General features: G+C 59.3%; 11 protein-coding genes. 3 read left to right on the forward strand and 8 right to left on the reverse strand.

Going from position 1 to position 16,234, the window contains the following annotated elements; translation table 11 throughout:
- Positions 1-39 precede the first annotated feature (39 nt).
- The 4 genes from FE240_RS17270 to FE240_RS17285 form a co-directional block, all read right to left on the reverse strand.
- The gene (locus FE240_RS17270) at positions 40-1,305 is read right to left on the reverse strand and encodes an aromatic amino acid transport family protein (protein ID WP_193002712.1); all 1,266 of its coding nucleotides are present in this window, start codon (positions 1,303-1,305) and stop codon (positions 40-42) included.
- Positions 1,306-1,624: 319 nt separating this feature from the next.
- Entirely contained in the window at positions 1,625-4,186 is a 2,562-nt protein-coding gene (locus tag FE240_RS17275) for a TRAP transporter permease (protein ID WP_193002714.1), read from the reverse strand.
- A gap of 92 nt (positions 4,187-4,278) precedes the next feature.
- Positions 4,279-5,250, reverse strand: coding sequence for a TAXI family TRAP transporter solute-binding subunit (locus FE240_RS17280; protein WP_193002716.1), 972 nt, complete (start codon positions 5,248-5,250; stop codon positions 4,279-4,281).
- Between the two features lie 311 nt (positions 5,251-5,561).
- Positions 5,562-6,218 (reverse strand): OmpA family lipoprotein, encoded by a 657-nt coding sequence (locus FE240_RS17285; RefSeq protein WP_042044893.1) that lies wholly within the window; start codon positions 6,216-6,218, stop codon positions 5,562-5,564.
- Between the two features lie 181 nt (positions 6,219-6,399).
- Here FE240_RS17285 and FE240_RS17290 point away from each other — a divergent pair, with 181 nt between their 5' ends.
- A complete protein-coding gene (locus FE240_RS17290) occupies positions 6,400-8,433 on the forward strand; it encodes a bacteriohemerythrin (protein WP_193002718.1) in 2,034 nt (677 codons plus the stop codon).
- Between the two features lie 60 nt (positions 8,434-8,493).
- Here the strand turns inward: FE240_RS17290 and FE240_RS17295 are convergent, their stop codons facing one another.
- On the reverse strand, positions 8,494-9,063 hold the full coding sequence (locus FE240_RS17295) for a DNA-3-methyladenine glycosylase I (protein ID WP_193002720.1): 570 nt from the start codon (positions 9,061-9,063) through the stop codon (positions 8,494-8,496).
- Positions 9,064-9,273: 210 nt separating this feature from the next.
- Between FE240_RS17295 and glyQ the strand changes: the two genes are divergently transcribed.
- Together glyQ and glyS are read left to right on the forward strand one after the other, a co-directional pair.
- Positions 9,274-10,197, forward strand: coding sequence for a glycine--tRNA ligase subunit alpha (glyQ, locus tag FE240_RS17300; RefSeq protein ID WP_042044895.1), 924 nt, complete (start codon positions 9,274-9,276; stop codon positions 10,195-10,197).
- Between the two features lie 9 nt (positions 10,198-10,206).
- Positions 10,207-12,276, forward strand: coding sequence for a glycine--tRNA ligase subunit beta (glyS, locus tag FE240_RS17305; protein ID WP_193002722.1), 2,070 nt, complete (start codon positions 10,207-10,209; stop codon positions 12,274-12,276).
- A gap of 159 nt (positions 12,277-12,435) precedes the next feature.
- On the opposite strand, the gene FE240_RS17310 is transcribed toward glyS, so the two are convergent.
- From FE240_RS17310 to FE240_RS17320, 3 genes are all read right to left on the reverse strand, one after another.
- Positions 12,436-13,353: an IS5 family transposase gene (locus FE240_RS17310; protein ID WP_193000518.1), complete on the reverse strand. Its 918-nt coding sequence runs from the start codon at positions 13,351-13,353 to the stop codon at positions 12,436-12,438.
- 432 nt (positions 13,354-13,785) lie between these two features.
- The gene (locus FE240_RS17315; RefSeq protein ID WP_193002724.1) at positions 13,786-14,382 is read right to left on the reverse strand and encodes an outer membrane beta-barrel protein; all 597 of its coding nucleotides are present in this window, start codon (positions 14,380-14,382) and stop codon (positions 13,786-13,788) included.
- A gap of 454 nt (positions 14,383-14,836) precedes the next feature.
- Complete coding sequence (locus FE240_RS17320; RefSeq protein WP_193002726.1) at positions 14,837-16,048, reverse strand: aromatic amino acid transporter; 1,212 nt, start codon at positions 16,046-16,048, stop codon at positions 14,837-14,839.
- Positions 16,049-16,234: the final 186 nt, after the last annotated feature.

Consider the following 16,234-nt stretch of genomic DNA (forward strand, 5'->3'; position numbering starts at 1 on the left):
AGGCGACCCCATGGGTCGCCTCTTTTGCATGGCTGGGCCCTATTTCAACAGGCTGAACAGCAGGGCCGAGACCGCCAGCGAGCCGGTCAGCAAGATAAAGCCATTGGCCAGCCGTTGGCCGCGCAGATGGGCCAGCGCCGGCACCTTGTAGATGGCCACCACCGGCATGATGAAGAGGATCATGGCGATAACCGGGCCGGAGAGCACCTCCATCAAGCCGAGGATGCTCGGGTTGACGACCGCCGCCCCCCAGATGGCGAAGAACATGAAGGCGATGCCCACCTTGTCGGCGCGCTCGCTCGACAACCCCTGCTTGGCCAGCAGATTTTGCAGGCTGGCGCGGGCACCGAGGAAATGGCCGAGGAAGGAGGAGGTGATGGCGATAAAGGCGATCAACGGCCCCAGCGTGATGATCACCGGGTTGTCGGTGACGTTGGCCAGATAGGAGAGCACCGAGACGTTTTGTGCCTTAGCCGCCGCCAACTGCTCGGGCGAGAGGGCCAGCACGCAGGAGAAGACGAAAAAGAGCACAAACCCCACCAGCATCAGGCTGGTGCTAAGCAGGATCTGACGGCTCTTCTCCCCGGCCGCCTCACCGTAGTGGCGCTGCTGCACGTTGGCAAAGCCCGAGATAGCGGCCGCGTGGCTGAAGGCAAACACCGTCACCGGCAGCGCCAGCCAGACGGTCTTGGCAAAGTCGGTGCCGGTCAGGGCGCTCCCCTGCGGCCAACGCCACTCGGGAATGAGGTAACAGGAGAGAGCCGCCAGAATGGCCGCCAACGGATAGACCATGGCGGCAAACGCTCGCAGCATCGCCTTCTCGCCAGCCAGCATCACCGCCACCATGACGAACACCAGCACGCCCGAGAGCAGCACGCGCGGCGGCATGGCCATGCCGAGCTGGTTCACCATGAAGCTCTCCACCGTGTTGGTCAGCCCTACCCCGTAGATGAGCAGGATCGGAAAGATCGAGAGGAAATAGAGAATGGAGATGAGGCGGCCGCTCACGACGCCGAAGTGCTGCTCGGCCACCTCAGTGAAATCGGCTCCGGGGCGCGATGACGAGAGCACGAAGCGGGCCAGCCCGAGGTGAGCCAGATAGGTCATGGGGCCGGCCAGTACCGCCACCAGCAGCAGCGGCCAGATGCCACCAAGACCCAGGTTGATGGGTAGGAACAGAATTCCGGCCCCGACCGCGGTTCCAAACAGGCTGATGACCCATTGGGTATCATGGCGCTGCCAGCGCCGTGCCGCCTTCGACCGAACCTCAGCCGGGCATTTTTCCTCAACTACAGAGATATCCATCGCCAATCCAATCAACGCAATATTTTTAACTGCGTGGATTGTGTGCCATCAACATTTAATTCTCAAAAATGGGAAGTAACAGAATTCGCTACAATTTGGCCGCTCAGCCAGTGCAGCGTGCAGGCAGATCGGCAAAAACCTGGATTCATGAAACTGTGAAAGGCTAATTTATTGATTTTTTATTTTGAATTTTCACATCAGCTCAAATTTTTATTTCACTAAAAACTCAATTGGCAGACAAATGGCCATCACCGCCTCCTTGTGAGCCCTTGGCAATGAAAGAGGCGGCCCACAGGCCGCCTCCTCTTCACGTATCCACTCAGGCCGACTGACGTCGCCGCTGTAGCAGCACAATACCGCCAAGCAGCAGCAGACCCGGCAGCCAGATCCACTCCTTGTCCCAGCGTTCGGTCGGCGCCTTGACACTTAAGATCTGCTGGTCGAACTCCAGGCCCATATCGGCGGCTGGGCTGCCGAAGGTGACGTTGTCGATCAGGGTCTTACCATCCTGCTCGTAGAGGGTGATACCGAGCGCCTCAAGGCGCGCCGCCCCACTCTCTCCTTCCGGCACCGGCAGCAGCACGGTGAAGCGACGTAACTTGCCAACCGCATCCTCCCCTTCGATCCGCAGCCGCAACGTGCTCTCGGCCTCTACCTGGCCCATGGTCTGGGCCAGCTCGGCAGGGGCCGTATCACGGTAAGGATCATGGATCATGTCCATCCAGAAACCGGGACGAAACAGGGTGAACGCAACCAGCAGCAGCAGGACATTCTCGTACCAGCGGTTCTTCACCAGGAAATAGCCCTGGGTGGCGGCGGCGAAGATCAACATGGCGATGGTCGCCACGATGAAGATCAGCACGCCGTGGGCGAAGTCCACATTGATGAGCAGCAGGTCGGTGTTGAAGATGAACAGGAACGGCAACGCCGCAGTACGCAAGCTGTAGTAGAAGGCGGTCAGACCCGTTTTGATGGGATCACCCTTGGAAACCGCGGCTGCGGCGAACGAGGCCAGTCCCACCGGCGGCGTCACGTCGGCCATGATGCCGAAATAGAAGACGAACAGATGCACGGCGATAAGCGGCACGATGAGGCCATTCTGCTGCCCCAGGGTGACGATCACCGGGGCCAACAGGCTGGAGACCACGATGTAGTTGGCAGTGGTCGGCAGCCCCATGCCGAGGATGAGACTCAGCAACGCGGTCAGCAGCAGCATCAGCAGCAGGTTGCCCATCGAGAGCATCTCCACCAGATCCGCCAGCACCAGGCCGACCCCGGTCTGGGAGACCGCGCCCACGATAATGCCGGCGGTGGCGGTGGCAATACCGATGCCAATCATGTTGCGGGCGCCGGCAATCAGCCCCTCGCGCAAGTCCACCACGCCATCGGTAAAGGAGCCATAGTCATGCTTGCCATCGTTGCGCAGCCAATTGAGCAGCGGGCGCTGGGTCAGCAGGATGGCGATCAGCATCACCGATCCCCAGAAGGCCGACAGGCCAGGGGAGAGGCGCTCCACCATCAGGCACCATACCAGCACCACCACCGGCAGCAGGAAGTGCAGACCGGAGAGCAGCACGGCGCGGGTCTGGGGCAACTCGTCGAGCCCCTTCTCCGGATCTTCGGCCGGCAGCGGCGCGTTGCTGGCGGCAATCTTGAGCAGGCCAAGGTAGGTGACCAGCAGCAGCACGGCGATCCCTGGCAGGGCATAGTCACCCAGCGCCGGCTTAAGCCAGCCCAGACCGTAGTAAACCGCCATCGAAAGGCCACTGATGAGGGCGGCGCCAAAGGCAAACCCGGTCAGGCGGCGCAGCCAGGGGCGCGGCTGACGATTGCCGATCGGCTGCATGCCGAGTTTGAGCGCCTCAAGATGGACGATGTAGAGCAGGGCGATGTAGGAGATGGCCGCCGGCAGGAAGGCGTGCTTGATGATCTCCACATACGGAATGCCGACGTACTCCACCATCAGGAAGGCCGCCGCCCCCATCACGGGGGGCATGATCTGGCCGTTGACCGAGGAGGCTACCTCCACCGCGCCGGCCTTCTCCTTGGAAAAACCGACCCGCTTCATCATGGGAATGGTGAAGGTGCCGGTGGTCACCACGTTGGCGATCGACGAACCGGAGATAACGCCGGTCAGTGCCGAAGCGACTACCGCCGCCTTGGCCGGGCCTCCGCGCAGGTGACCGAGCAGGCTGAAGGCAAGCTGGATGAAGTAGTGGCCGGCGCCGGCGCGCTCGAGCAGGGCACCAAACAGCACGAACAGGAAGACAAAACTGGTGGACACCCCGAGGGCGATACCAAACACCCCCTCAGTGGTGATCCACTGGTGGTTGGCCAGTGCATTGAGGCTCACCCCACGGTGCGCCAGCAGCCCCGGCATCCAGGGACCGGCCAAGCTATAGGCGAGAAACACCAAGGCGATGACGGCCAGAGCCGGGCCGAGGGCGCGGCGGGCGGCCTCCAGCAGCAGCGGAATGCCGATGCAGGCCACGGTGAAATCCATGGTGGTCAGGTTGCCCGGCCGCTGGGCCAATTGCGCATAAGCGAGGAACAGGTAGCCGGCGACCAGGGCGCCGATGACGCCAAGGGCGATATCAGGCAGAGGCACCCGATCCCGCGGCGAGCTACGCAGGGCCGGGAACACCAGATAGGCGAGCAGGATGGCAAACGCCAAGTGAATAGAGCGGGTCTCGGTATCGTTGAGCACCCCTACCCCGACGATGAAGGGGAGTGGCGAAGCGATCCAGAGCTGGAACAGGGACCAAAGCAGGGCAAGACCGGCAATGATCCAGCCCATGCTGCCCTGCGGTAGGCGGGCACCCACATCCTGGGCGATCAGCTCTTCAGCCGAACGCACCTCGGGTTGTTGTACTTGTTGCATAGTGTGACTCGGTGACGACAGCCATAAAGCCAGACTCGCTCCCCTAATGAGGCAGCGAGTCTGGAGTACATCAGGAAACCATCAGCAGGCAGTTACAGCCAGCCGCGCTCCTTGTAGTAGCGCAGCGCCCCTTCATGCAGCGGCGCAGACAGACCCACCTTGATCATGTCGGTCTCTTTGAGCTCGGCAAAAGCCGGGTGCAGACGCTTAAAACGCGCCAGGTTGTCAAACACCGACTTGGTCAACTGATAGACCACTTCCGGGTCAGTCTTGGCGCTGGTCGAGAGCACCGCCTTGCCACCGATGGAGGGGGTCGGCTCCGGGCTCCCCTTGTAAAGGCCACCGGGGATCTCGGCCTTGGTGTAGTAGCTCTTTTCAGCCAGCAGCTTGTCGATCTCGGGGCCGGTCACCGGCACCAGCACAGTATCGGTGGTGATCGAGGCCTCTTGGATAGCCCCATTGGGGTGCCCAACGAAGTAGCTCATGGCGTCGATGTTGTTATCACCCAGTGCCGAGGCCTGCTCCGCCGGCTTCAGCTCGGAAACCAGGCTGAAAGCCGACTTGTTCCATCCCTTCGCTGCCATCACCTCATCGAAAGTATCGCGCTGGCCGGAGCCGGGGTTACCGATGTTGACACGCTTGCCCTTCAGATCGTCGAAGCTGGCGATCTTGGCATCCTTGCGCGCCAGGATGGTGAACACCTCGCTTTGCAGGGAGAAGACGGCGCGAATATCCTCCATCGCCCCTTCAGCCTTGAAGGGCTCGACCCCCTTCAGCGCCTTGAACTGGTGATCCGACTGCATGATGCCGAAGTTGAACTCACCGGAACGGATGCCGTTGACGTTAGCCACGCCACCGCCACTGGCTGGTGCGTTGCACTTGATCTCGTGGGTCTTGGTTCCCTGGTTAAGGAAACGGCAGATGGACTGGCCGGCAACGTAATACACGCCGGTCTGACCGCCTGTGCCGATCGTGACAAAACGTTCGGCGGCTTGAACTGGAGCACCTGGCAATAAGCCGCATAACGCAGCGGAAACAGCGCAGGCCAAGGTTAATCCCTTCATGTGTACATCCTTTGTGTTGATGTGATTTTAGTGATGACCCCGCGGGAGCGCGGGCAGACGTGATTGGGATGCATGCCAGAGCATACTGACAGGATGTAAACGGGAAGGGGTATTTCTCGACATCCTGTCACAACAAAACAACATTCCAAAAATAACCCGATCCATCGGGTGGGATGCAAATATTAATCTGCGTTCGGCCAGATCTTTAGCGATTTTTTTGAAGGGGATCAAGCTAATCTGCTAACGATGACTCTATCGAGTCTAAAAAAACGGAGGCCGCATGGCCTCCGTCATTCGCACACGGATCACGCTCACTGCAACGGGGTCAGAGTGATGGTGACGCGACGGTTCTGCGCCTTACCCGCTTCGGTGCTATTGCTGGCGACCGGCTGATCCGGGCCAACACCGGCGGTGACGATACGGGAACCGGCCACACCGCTGGCAATCAGCTGGTTGGCCACCGCGTCGGCACGCTGCTTGGACAGCTTCATGTTCAACTCACGGGTACCGGTGCTATCGGTATGACCGATCACGTTGAGGCGGGTCTTGTCGAACTCGGCAACGACCGTGGCTACGCCAGAGAGGGTGTTGGCGCCCGCCGGCTTGAGCTGAGCACTGGAGCTGTCGAAGGTGATGCTGTTGGGCATGTTGAGGATCACCTGATCACCGTTACGGGTCACGCTGACGCCGGTGCCTTGCAGCTTCTCACGCAGCTTGGCCTCCTGCACGTCCATGTAGTAACCGATGCCGCCGCCGAGCGCCGCGCCCGCTGCCACGCCAGTCAGGATACCCTTCTTGCGATCCCCCTTGCTGGAGGAGAGCGCCCCCACGGCAGCCCCCGTCGCAGCGCCCGCCATGGAGCCCCAGACCGCCTTGGAGGTCTGCTGCTCGCCGGTATAGGGGTTGGTGGTACAGCCGGAAACGGCGATGGTGAGTGCCAGAGCCGGCACCAGTGTTTTGAAATTCATGAAAACCCTCAAAATAGTCGATCGGCTATCACACCGGGGCAGGAATTGTATCCCAGCTTAACGCCATTGTCTGACGCACAGTCGGTGGCGACCTGGCACCTGCCCCCATCAGCGCCTCGGCACCACAGGCCCTTTTACATAGGCCGGTTCATCCCGCATGCCACTTGGAGTCATCAACTACATGTCCTTTCACCTGCGCAATGTCCCTATTCGCCACATCATGCTGGTGGCCAGTTCAGCCATAGTGCTGAGCTTGGTATTGAGCAATCTATGGCGCAGCAGCCTCACCGACGAATTAGCGGCCTTGCCCGGAGAGTTGATTGCACACACGGAGAACCTGCTGGAGCTGCAACATCTGCATCACCATACCACCCAAGAGCAGCGCTGGCGGCTCAATGCCGCCCTTACCGGCACCCCGCAGCACTTGGTCCTTGCCGATGAACATGCCCACGAAGCTGATGCGCTGCTCGATACCCTACCTGAGCTAAAAGACGATCTGGCAGCCCTGTTCCTACGCCAACGAGAGGCAGGCCACGCCATCGTCACCGCCTACCAGCAGCATGGGGTCGAGGCCGGCAAGCAGCTGATGGCCCAGCCGGGGGGATACACCGATCTCTCCAACCGCATCACCAGAGTCATCTCGCACACGCTGCAACGGCAGGAGCAGCAACTGAAACACCTGGAACAGACGGTATTGCACAAGAGTCGCGCTCTCAACCAGAAGACCTGGCTCATCCTGAGCCTCAGTCTCCTGCTGGTCGTGCTGGTGCTGTTCGTCTTACAACGCAAGATCCTGACCCCACTGAGCAGCCTGATGGAACAGGTACAGCAGCTTGCCCAGAACAGCCATGACCTCTCCTTTCGTCTAACGATGCAGGGGAGCGATGAATACGCCTATCTGGCCAAGGTCTTCAATCACTTCCTCGAGAACATCGATAGCCTGATCGGGACAGTACAGTCGGTGTCGTTCAAGACGCACGACAAGATGGAAACCCTGATGGAACACACCGACACCTCGCTGACCAGCATGAATCAGGTGCAACACAACACCGACGTCCTGGCCTCTGCGCTAAACAAGATGACATCGACCGTGCACCACATCGCACACAGCACGGAGCACGCCCGCCTCGAAACCGCGAAAGCCAAGGGGAACATCGATATTGGCCAGCATCAGGTCGAGAGCGCGGTCGCGCTCATGGGTCAGGTGGCAGAACATGTCGAACGCTCGGCCCATGAATTGGATCAGTTGAAGCATGAAAGCAGCCAAATCGAATCGATCGTGCAGGTGATCCAGTTCATTTCGGAGCAAACCAATCTGTTGGCCCTGAACGCCGCGATTGAGGCGGCCAGAGCCGGCATTCATGGCCGTGGCTTTGCCGTCGTCGCAGATGAGGTGCGCCAATTAGCCAGCAGAACCCAGGCCGCCACCATCGATATCCAGCAACGCATCGAGATCCTGCAAGAGAAGAGCCAGCGCGCCGTTCAAACCATGCTCACCACACAGCAAGTCAGTGAACAGGCGGTGGCCCAGGTGGGGCGCACCGGTCAGACACTGGAGTCCATCGTGGAGGTCATCAATCAGGTCAATGTCATGAATGGCCAGATTGCCGAGGCCGCAGAGCAGCAAGCCTTGGTGACCGAAGAGACCAACCGTAATGTGGTGAATGTGGCCGAGATTGCTCGCCAGAGCCTGACCTTGGCACGGCAAACCCGCCACCAGACCCGTGACATGAACCACGCCAACCAAGAGATTGGGCTCATCAGTTGCCAGTTCCAGGTGACCGCGCAAGAGGCACGCGACGATCAGCGCAATCTGATGCATTGGAACGACAGCTTCTCCGTCCATGTGCCGAGCATGGATGAACAGCATCAAGGGCTGTTTAACGCCATGAACCGGATCTACCAGGCCGTGCAAGAGAGGGCCCCTTCACACGTGCGGGAGCAAAGGCTGAGTGAACTTCTCTTTCTGGCCCGCCAGCACTTTGCCGATGAAGAGAGGGGCATGGAGCAGGCCCATTACCCCGGCCTGCAACGTCACAAGCAGGAACATGCCAAATTATTGAATGAACTGGGCCATTTACTGGCCCAACACAGCGGTGATGAACAGGAGGACAGCCTGGAGGTGATCGCGTTTCTCAAGAACTGGCTGCTCGACCACATCTTTCGTTCCGACAAGCTCTATGGGGAGCCGATGCAACAGGCCGGTATTCGCTAAGGTCGCTGACTCAGCAACCAACAAGGGGGGGCTCAGGCCCCCCTTTGAGTGAGCGCACGCCTAGCCACGCTGACACAGCTCATGACAGGGGCAGGTCACCAGATGATCGTTCACCATCCCCACCGCCTGCATGAAGGCGTAACAGATGGTGCTACCCACAAAGGTAAAACCGCGTTTCTTAAGCGCCTTGGACATGGCATCCGACTCGGGCGACGTCGCCGGAATGTCGCCGTTGCCCTGGCGTTGGTTGACCATGGGGGCGCCCCCGACGAAGCCCCACAGGAAATCGGCAAAGTCGATCCCCTCGGCCTCCATGGCGAGCAGCGCCTTGGCGTTCTTGATGATCGAGTGCACCTTGAGCCGGTTGCGGATGATGCCAGGGTCTTGCATCAGCCGCTCCACATCCTGCTCGTCGAACTGCGCAATACGTGCCGGGTCGAAGTCGGCATAGGCGCGATAGTAGCTCTCGGTGCGCTTCAAGATGGTGATCCACGACAGCCCCGCCTGCTGGCCATCGAGGCAGAGTTTGGCAAACAGCTCGCGGGCATCGTAGACCGGTCGCCCCCACTGTTTGTCATGGTATTCGATGTAGGCCGGGTCACGGGTCACCCAGGCGCAACGCAATTCCATTTCCTCACTCCTCTCATTTCATCTCGCCCCAATCTACCGGCTCCAACCCGGACATGCGAGTGCCGGCTCCCCCTCCCGCCCAGGCCCGGCGCAGCGTCATCACACTAATCCCCTGTAATTTCGCCTATTATCCGACCATGCCAGGCGGTATACTCCTTCGGTTCACATTCAGCAAATCTTGCTCTGATTTCATTTCGCGCGAAAAAAATTATGCAAAAATTCGATGTCAAAACCTTTCAGGGCCTGATCCTGCAGCTGCAGGACTATTGGTCCCGCCAGGGCTGTACCATCATTCAGCCGCTGGATATGGAAGTGGGTGCCGGTACCTCCCACCCCATGACCTGCCTGCGCGCCCTGGGCCCCGAGCCCATCGCCTGCGCCTACGTACAACCGTCCCGCCGTCCGACTGACGGCCGCTACGGTGAGAACCCGAACCGCCTGCAGCACTACTACCAGTTCCAGGTGATCATCAAGCCCTCCCCCGACAACATTCAGGAACTCTATCTCGGCTCCCTGAAAGAGCTGGGGCTCGACCCCGAGATCCACGACATCCGCTTCGTGGAAGACAACTGGGAAAACCCGACGCTGGGTGCCTGGGGTCTGGGTTGGGAAGTGTGGCTCAACGGCATGGAAGTGACCCAGTTCACCTACTTCCAGCAGGTGGGCGGCCTCGAGTGCAAGCCGGTCACCGGCGAGATCACCTATGGCCTCGAGCGTCTGGCCATGTACATCCAGGGCGTCGACAGCGTCTACGACCTGGTCTGGTCTGACGGCCCGCTCGGCAAGACCACTTATGGCGACGTGTTCCACCAGAACGAAGTGGAGCAGTCCACCTACAACTTCGAACACGCCGACGTGGAGTTCCTGTTCCACTGCTTCGAGCAGTACGAGAAGGAAGCCCAGTCCCTGCTGGCACTGGAAAAACCGCTGCCGCTGCCGGCCTATGAGCGCATCCTCAAGGCCGCTCACTCCTTCAACCTGCTGGATGCCCGCAAGGCCATCTCAGTCACCGAGCGTCAGCGCTACATCCTGCGCATTCGCACCCTGACCAAGGCGGTGGCCGAGGCCTATTACGCCTCCCGCGAAGCGCTGGGCTTTCCCATGTGTCAGCGCGCAGAGAACAAGCAAGGTTAAGGAACGGACATGGCACAACATACTTTTCTGGTAGAGATCGGCACCGCCGAACTGCCCCCCAAGGCCCTGCGCTCCCTGGCTGAAGCCTTTGCAGACAACTTCAAGAGCGAGCTGACCAAGGCCGATCTGGCCTTCGCCGGAGTCGAGTGGTTTGCCTCCCCGCGCCGTCTGGCGCTGAAGGTGAGCGAGCTGGCCAGCGATCAGCCAAGCAAGAGCGTCGAGAAGCGCGGCCCGGCCGTGGCGCAGGCGTTCGATGCCGACGGCAAGCCGACCAAGGCCGCCGAAGGCTGGGCCCGTGGTAACGGCATCACGGTCGATCAGGCCGAGCGTCTGGTCACCGACAAGGGTGAGTGGCTGGTGCACACCGCCCAGATCGAAGGTCGTCCGGCGAAAGAGTTGCTGGGCGAACTGGTTAGCCAAGCGCTTGCCAAGCTGCCCATCCCCAAGATGATGCGCTGGGGCGACAAGACCATCCAGTTCGTGCGTCCGGTGTTCACCGTGACCCTGCTGCTGGATGGGGATCTGGTGCCGGCCCACATCCTGGGCATCGACTCCGCCCGCACCCTGCGCGGCCACCGCTTCATGGGTGAGAGCGAGTTCACCATCGACAACGCCAGCCAGTATCCGCAAATCCTGCTGGAGAAGGGCATGGTGATGGCCGACTTCATGGCGCGTAAGGCCAAGATCAAGGCGGACGTCGAAGCCGCTGCCGCCGCCTGCGGTGGCGTGGCCGATCTGGACGACGACCTGCTGGAAGAGGTCACTGCCCTGGTCGAGTGGCCTGTGGTGCTGACCGCCAACTTCGAAGAGAAGTTCCTGGCCGTGCCGGCCGAGGCACTGGTGCACACCATGAAGGGTGACCAGAAGTACTTCCCGGTCTATGACAAGAGCGGCAAGCTGCTGCCCAAGTTCATCTTCGTCACCAACATCGAGTCGAAAGATCCGAGCCAGATCATCGCCGGTAACGAGAAGGTGGTGCGCCCCCGTCTCTCCGACGCCGAGTTCTTCTTCAAGACCGACCTCAAGCAGAAGCTGGCCGACCACCTGCCGCGCCTCGAGACTGTCTTGTTCCAGCAGCAGCTCGGCACCGTGCGAGCCAAGGCCGCCCGCATCGAAGCCATGGCCGGCTTTATCGCCGCCAAGATTGGCGCCGACGTGGCCCAGGCCCAGCGCGCCGGCCTGCTCTCCAAGTGCGACCTGCTGACCAACATGGTGAGCGAGTTCACCGACACCCAAGGTGTCATGGGGATGCACTACGCCCGCCACGACGGTGAAGCCGAGGCAGTGGCTCTGGCCCTCAACGAGCAGTACATGCCGCGCTTTGCCGGCGATGCCCTGCCGTCCGGCCTGGTCTCCTGCGCCGTAGCGCTGGCCGACAAGTTCGACACCCTGGCCGGCATCTTCGGCATCGGCATGCTGCCCAAGGGTGACAAGGACCCGTTCGCCCTGCGCCGCGCCGCCATCGGTGCCCTGCGCATCATGACCGAGAAGCAACTGGACTTGGATCTGGTGGAGCTGGTCGAAGAGGCCGTCAGCGTCTACGGTGACAAGCTCACCAACAAGACCGTCGTCAGCGACGTGGTCGACTTCATGCTGGGGCGCTTCCGTGCCGCCTATCAGGACGAAGGGATCGGCGCCGACGTGGTGCTGGCCGTACTGGCCCGTCGCCCGACCCGTCCGCTCGACTTCGATCGCCGCGTCAAGGCCGTCAGCCACTTCCGCACCCTGGATGCCGCTCTGGCACTGGCTGCCGCCAACAAGCGCGTGAGCAACATCCTGGCTAAGGTCGAAGGCGAGCTGCCGACTACCGTCAAGCCGGAGCTGCTGGTCGATGCCGCCGAGAAGGCGCTGGCCACCCAGGTGGCCGAACTGCAAGGCGAACTGGCCCCCCTGTTTGCCGCCGGTGACTATCAGACCGCCCTCACCCGTCTGGCCGCCCTGCGCGAGCCGGTCGACACCTTCTTCGAAGAGGTGATGGTGATGGCCGACGACGAAGCCCTCAAGGCCAACCGTCTGGCGCTGCTCAACAACCTGCGCAACCTGTTCCTGCAAGTGGCGGATATCTCCCTGTTGCAGTGATCTAGGTTGGGTAAGTGATATTAAAAATGGCGCCGAAAGGCGCCGTTTTTTATTGCCAACTAAGAATGTAACGGTTCTTCAACTGAGCTTGTTAAATATAAAGGGCGTTGTTTCCCAAATCAGCCAGCAAGTCATGACGTTCCCAGCCCAGGGTGAGCGCTACACTCGGGGCTTTCTGACAGGTAGGCCAAGGGTATTCAGTTTGTTCATCGCACACACGTAGGCCATGACCTCTCCCACTTGACCGTTGTAGTTACGCAGACTGATTTTCCCCGTCAGCAACTGTTTGAACCGGTACATCGCCGTCTCTGCCAGCGAGCGACGGTGATACCCCGATATCTTCTTCCAGTGCGCCAACCCTTCCTTGCGCATCACCAGCACAGCCTCATTTCTTGGATGCCCCTTTTTCCAGAGCCCCGCACTCTTGCGAGGCGGGATACAGGCTATCGCCCCTTTGCGCGAGATAAGCTGATGGCTGGCCTTGCTGTCATAGGCGCCATCTGCATAAACACGCCCCAGCTTACGCCGCAGAGGGTTAAGCAAGGTGGGCAACACCTCAGCATCATGGACATTTTCCAGCGAGACTTCCGCCGCCACGATATCGTGGCTCACCGGGTCTACCGCCAGATGCAACTTGCGCCACACTCGCCGCTTCTCAGCGCCATGTTTTCTAACCTTCCACTCGCCTTCGCCAAACACCTTCAGGCCAGTCGAGTCGATAACCAGGTCGGTGATGCGCCCCTTGCTGGGCTGCCGATAGGTCACGGTCACCGTGCGGGCCCGCTTGCTGACACAGCTATAGTCCGGTGCGCACAACGGCACATTCATCAACTCGAACAGGGAGTCGAATAGTCCCTGAGTAGCCCGCAGAGTGAGGTTGAAAATTCCCTTGAGCATCAGGAAGGTACAGATGGTCTGGTCAGTGTAAAGCTGGCTGCGGCCCCGCCGCCCATGATGGTCGTGGTAGAGCCAGTTGTTCATGACTTCGGCATCAACCCAGAAGGTGAGTGAACCTCGGTTAATCAAAGACTTGTTGTATTTAGGCCAATTGGTGATGGGGTGAAGCGACTTGCCCATAATGCAGACTTGAAGAGGATGGTGGTGATCAGATCACCAAGTCCTCTGTTAGTTCCATTCAAGCTGCATCGATTTGGGAAACAACGCCAATATAAAGTCTTGGAGAGATATTGAATCTCGTATGTTGGGCTTCGCAAGGCTCAGCGCCAACCTACGCCGATATACAGGCTGTGGTAGGTTGGGCTGATTTTACGAAGCCCAACGATTACAACCACCATAAAACAAAGCCGAGCCCCCACCGAATCACAACCTCGCCGATATTTCTGATTACATGCGCTCGGTCACTGTGTACAGCGTGCCTTTCTCTGCGTTCAGGATCATCACCCCGGCCAACACACATCAAACTCGGGTTTACCGATATAAAAACGGCGCCACTAAGGCGCCGTTTTTATCTTATCAAGATGTGATAGCAATGCTGATGAACTAAAAAGCTCAGAAGCGGTAGAGCATCCCCATGGATACCGTGCTGTTACTCATGGACACACCACCGTTTTCAACATCAGAATCACCCAGCTTGGTGACATATTGATATTCAATACGAGCAGACCAGTTATTATCAATTGCGTATTGCATCCCCAAGGCCCCTACAAATGCAGCCTTATTTTCATCATGAGATGCCGAACCGACAATAGAAGAGAGCTTGTGTTCAGTCCAGGTCATCGCACCGCCAAGACGGGTATAGACATCCACTTCTGAATTCATTGGGGCAGACAGACGAACTGTAGCTTGCAACATCTGAGCACTCACCTTGCTTTCAGACCAGACGCTCTCTTTCTTGTATTGTCCTAGCCAATCATAGCCAAGCTCTACTGCCACATTTTTATGGAATTGATAACCCATAAAGGCACCAAAGCTAACATCATCAGAGTCCGCCTCATCACCACCATACTTGAATGCCGGCTCCATATCGACATTATGGAACTTTGACCAGCCGGCCTTTCCACCAACATACCAGTTGGTGGTAGAGGCTTGAACCGCACCGGAACCAAGAAGGGCCGTAATTAATACCGCAGAGATACTGACTTTCATTTTATCCACCTATAGATTAAATCTGGCAGAAATATAATAGAGTTAACTATCAATATCAATCGACTCCATTGATATATTATATTTTTAACTTGCAATGATGAAATATCTTACATACACATAGCATTCCGTGACAAAAATAGTGATCTCAATGAGCCCGGCAAGACACGCCAGATTAGTCATATTGCCATTAGTGATCATTAACCCTATGACACACGTTACTTTAGGGTTTCCCCTCCAATCACATAGCCAAAATATCCTTTCTAGTCAGCCATACTGCTGGCACCCCCATCCCCACGTAATAACGAATGATGTAAAAATTACATATAGGGTATTAGGTCGCCTTAACGAGGGTAAATTAAACAACGTAATAGAATAGTGTGCCATCCCAGACAATTTGTTTTCCCTAAACAAAAACGGCGCCCCGAGGCGCCGTTTTGTATCAGCTTATCAGCGTTCAGCCCTTATAGACCGGCAGCAGATCGACCATGTTGAGCAGGTGGAAGGCGGCGGTCAGCACGCCGAAGGCGATCACCAGCACTATCATGAGGAGCCCGCCGGGGGCACGGAACCCCTCCTTGTTCCCCATGCGGCGCACCTTCCACGCCAGCAGCGGCGGGATGATGCAGGTCCACAGGGTGGCGACGGCGCCGGCATAGCCGATGGCCACCAAGAAGCCAAACGGGAACAACAGCGAGAGCAGCAACGGCGGCAGGAAGGTGACGGCCCACGACTTGGCGCGGCCACCTCGGCTGTTATCGAACTGGAACAGATCGGCCAGATAGTCGAATACCCCGAGCCCGACCCCGATAAAGGAGGAGAGGATGGCTGCCATGGAGAAGGCGTTGAGGGCGCTTGCCACCGCCTTGGACTCGATCACCGAGCCAAGCGCCTTGAGCAGGGCATCGACATTGCCCCCTTGCTCGATCACCGGGCCGAACTCGCTGCGCGGCAGGTTGCCGAACACGCTGGCCAGCCAAATCAGGTAGAAGGTGAGCGCGATGGCGGTGCCCCCCAAAATGGCGCGGCTGGCGCGGCGCTCCTCGCCGTAGTAGGCCCGCATCGAAGAGACCGAGTGGTGATAGCCGAACGAGGTGAGCGCCACCGGCAACATGCCGAGGGCATAAGGGGCGTAGTGGGTCTCGCTGCCGATCCGATCGAGCAGCAGATCGAGGCGAACGTTCATCGACATGCCCGAGATGCCGAACGCAAAGCTCAGCCCCATCAGGATCACCAACAGCACCGAGATGCGGTCGACCGCCCGGGTGGAGTGCCACACCACGACGGAGAAGAACAGGGTAAACAGCACCGAGCCCCAGTGGCTCTCCAGCCCCAGCATCTCCTGGATGATGAGCCCCGACGAGGTGATATAGGCATAGAGCAGGATGCCGCCGACGAAATAGACGCTCAGGTTGTTGAGGGCATTGACCCTCTTGCCCAGCAGATCGCGGGTGACCGTATCAAATGAGACGCGAAGCGGATAACCCTTGTAGGATTCGAGCAGCATCCAGCCCGATACCGTCATCACCACCATGGTCAGCGTCACCGCGAACATGGACCAGAGAGTCCATGCCCCCGCGCCCGCGCTCGGCAACCCCAGCATGCCGGCTCCCACACAGACGCCGGCAATGATGCATGCCCCGCCCACCAAGGATGGTTTGTGTTCCATAACGTTTCCCCACGACGGATGATTCGAAAGCGGAGCGGCGGGCCCCTGCCCGTCCGTCCGGGGGCCGCCAGCACCCTGGCTGCGGCCCGCTTGCCGTCGGCATGCCGGCGCCAGGGCAGGCACCAGTTCAGCACACGACAGGACAACCCGACCTGTACAGCCCGACCATCCCCCCGGCTAGGCCGG

Source organism: Aeromonas simiae (assembly GCF_014892695.1).
In the GTDB taxonomy this organism is placed as follows: Bacteria; Pseudomonadota; Gammaproteobacteria; order Enterobacterales; family Aeromonadaceae; genus Aeromonas; species Aeromonas simiae.

Excerpts from the sequence above, each read along its gene's own strand:
- FE240_RS17270 (WP_193002712.1), bottom strand. The coding sequence starts at position 1,305 with ATGGATATCTCTGTAGTTGAGGAAAAATGCCCGGCTGAGGTTCGGTCG.
- FE240_RS17275 (WP_193002714.1), bottom strand. The coding sequence starts at position 4,186 with ATGCAACAAGTACAACAACCCGAGGTGCGTTCGGCTGAAGAGCTGATC.
- FE240_RS17280 (WP_193002716.1), bottom strand. The coding sequence starts at position 5,250 with ATGAAGGGATTAACCTTGGCCTGCGCTGTTTCCGCTGCGTTATGCGGC.
- FE240_RS17285 (WP_042044893.1), bottom strand. The coding sequence starts at position 6,218 with ATGAATTTCAAAACACTGGTGCCGGCTCTGGCACTCACCATCGCCGTT.
- FE240_RS17290 (WP_193002718.1), top strand. The coding sequence starts at position 6,400 with ATGTCCTTTCACCTGCGCAATGTCCCTATTCGCCACATCATGCTGGTG.
- FE240_RS17295 (WP_193002720.1), bottom strand. The coding sequence starts at position 9,063 with ATGGAATTGCGTTGCGCCTGGGTGACCCGTGACCCGGCCTACATCGAA.
- glyQ (WP_042044895.1), top strand. The coding sequence starts at position 9,274 with ATGCAAAAATTCGATGTCAAAACCTTTCAGGGCCTGATCCTGCAGCTG.
- glyS (WP_193002722.1), top strand. The coding sequence starts at position 10,207 with ATGGCACAACATACTTTTCTGGTAGAGATCGGCACCGCCGAACTGCCC.
- FE240_RS17310 (WP_193000518.1), bottom strand. The coding sequence starts at position 13,353 with ATGGGCAAGTCGCTTCACCCCATCACCAATTGGCCTAAATACAACAAG.
- FE240_RS17315 (WP_193002724.1), bottom strand. The coding sequence starts at position 14,382 with ATGAAAGTCAGTATCTCTGCGGTATTAATTACGGCCCTTCTTGGTTCC.
- FE240_RS17320 (WP_193002726.1), bottom strand. The coding sequence starts at position 16,048 with ATGGAACACAAACCATCCTTGGTGGGCGGGGCATGCATCATTGCCGGC.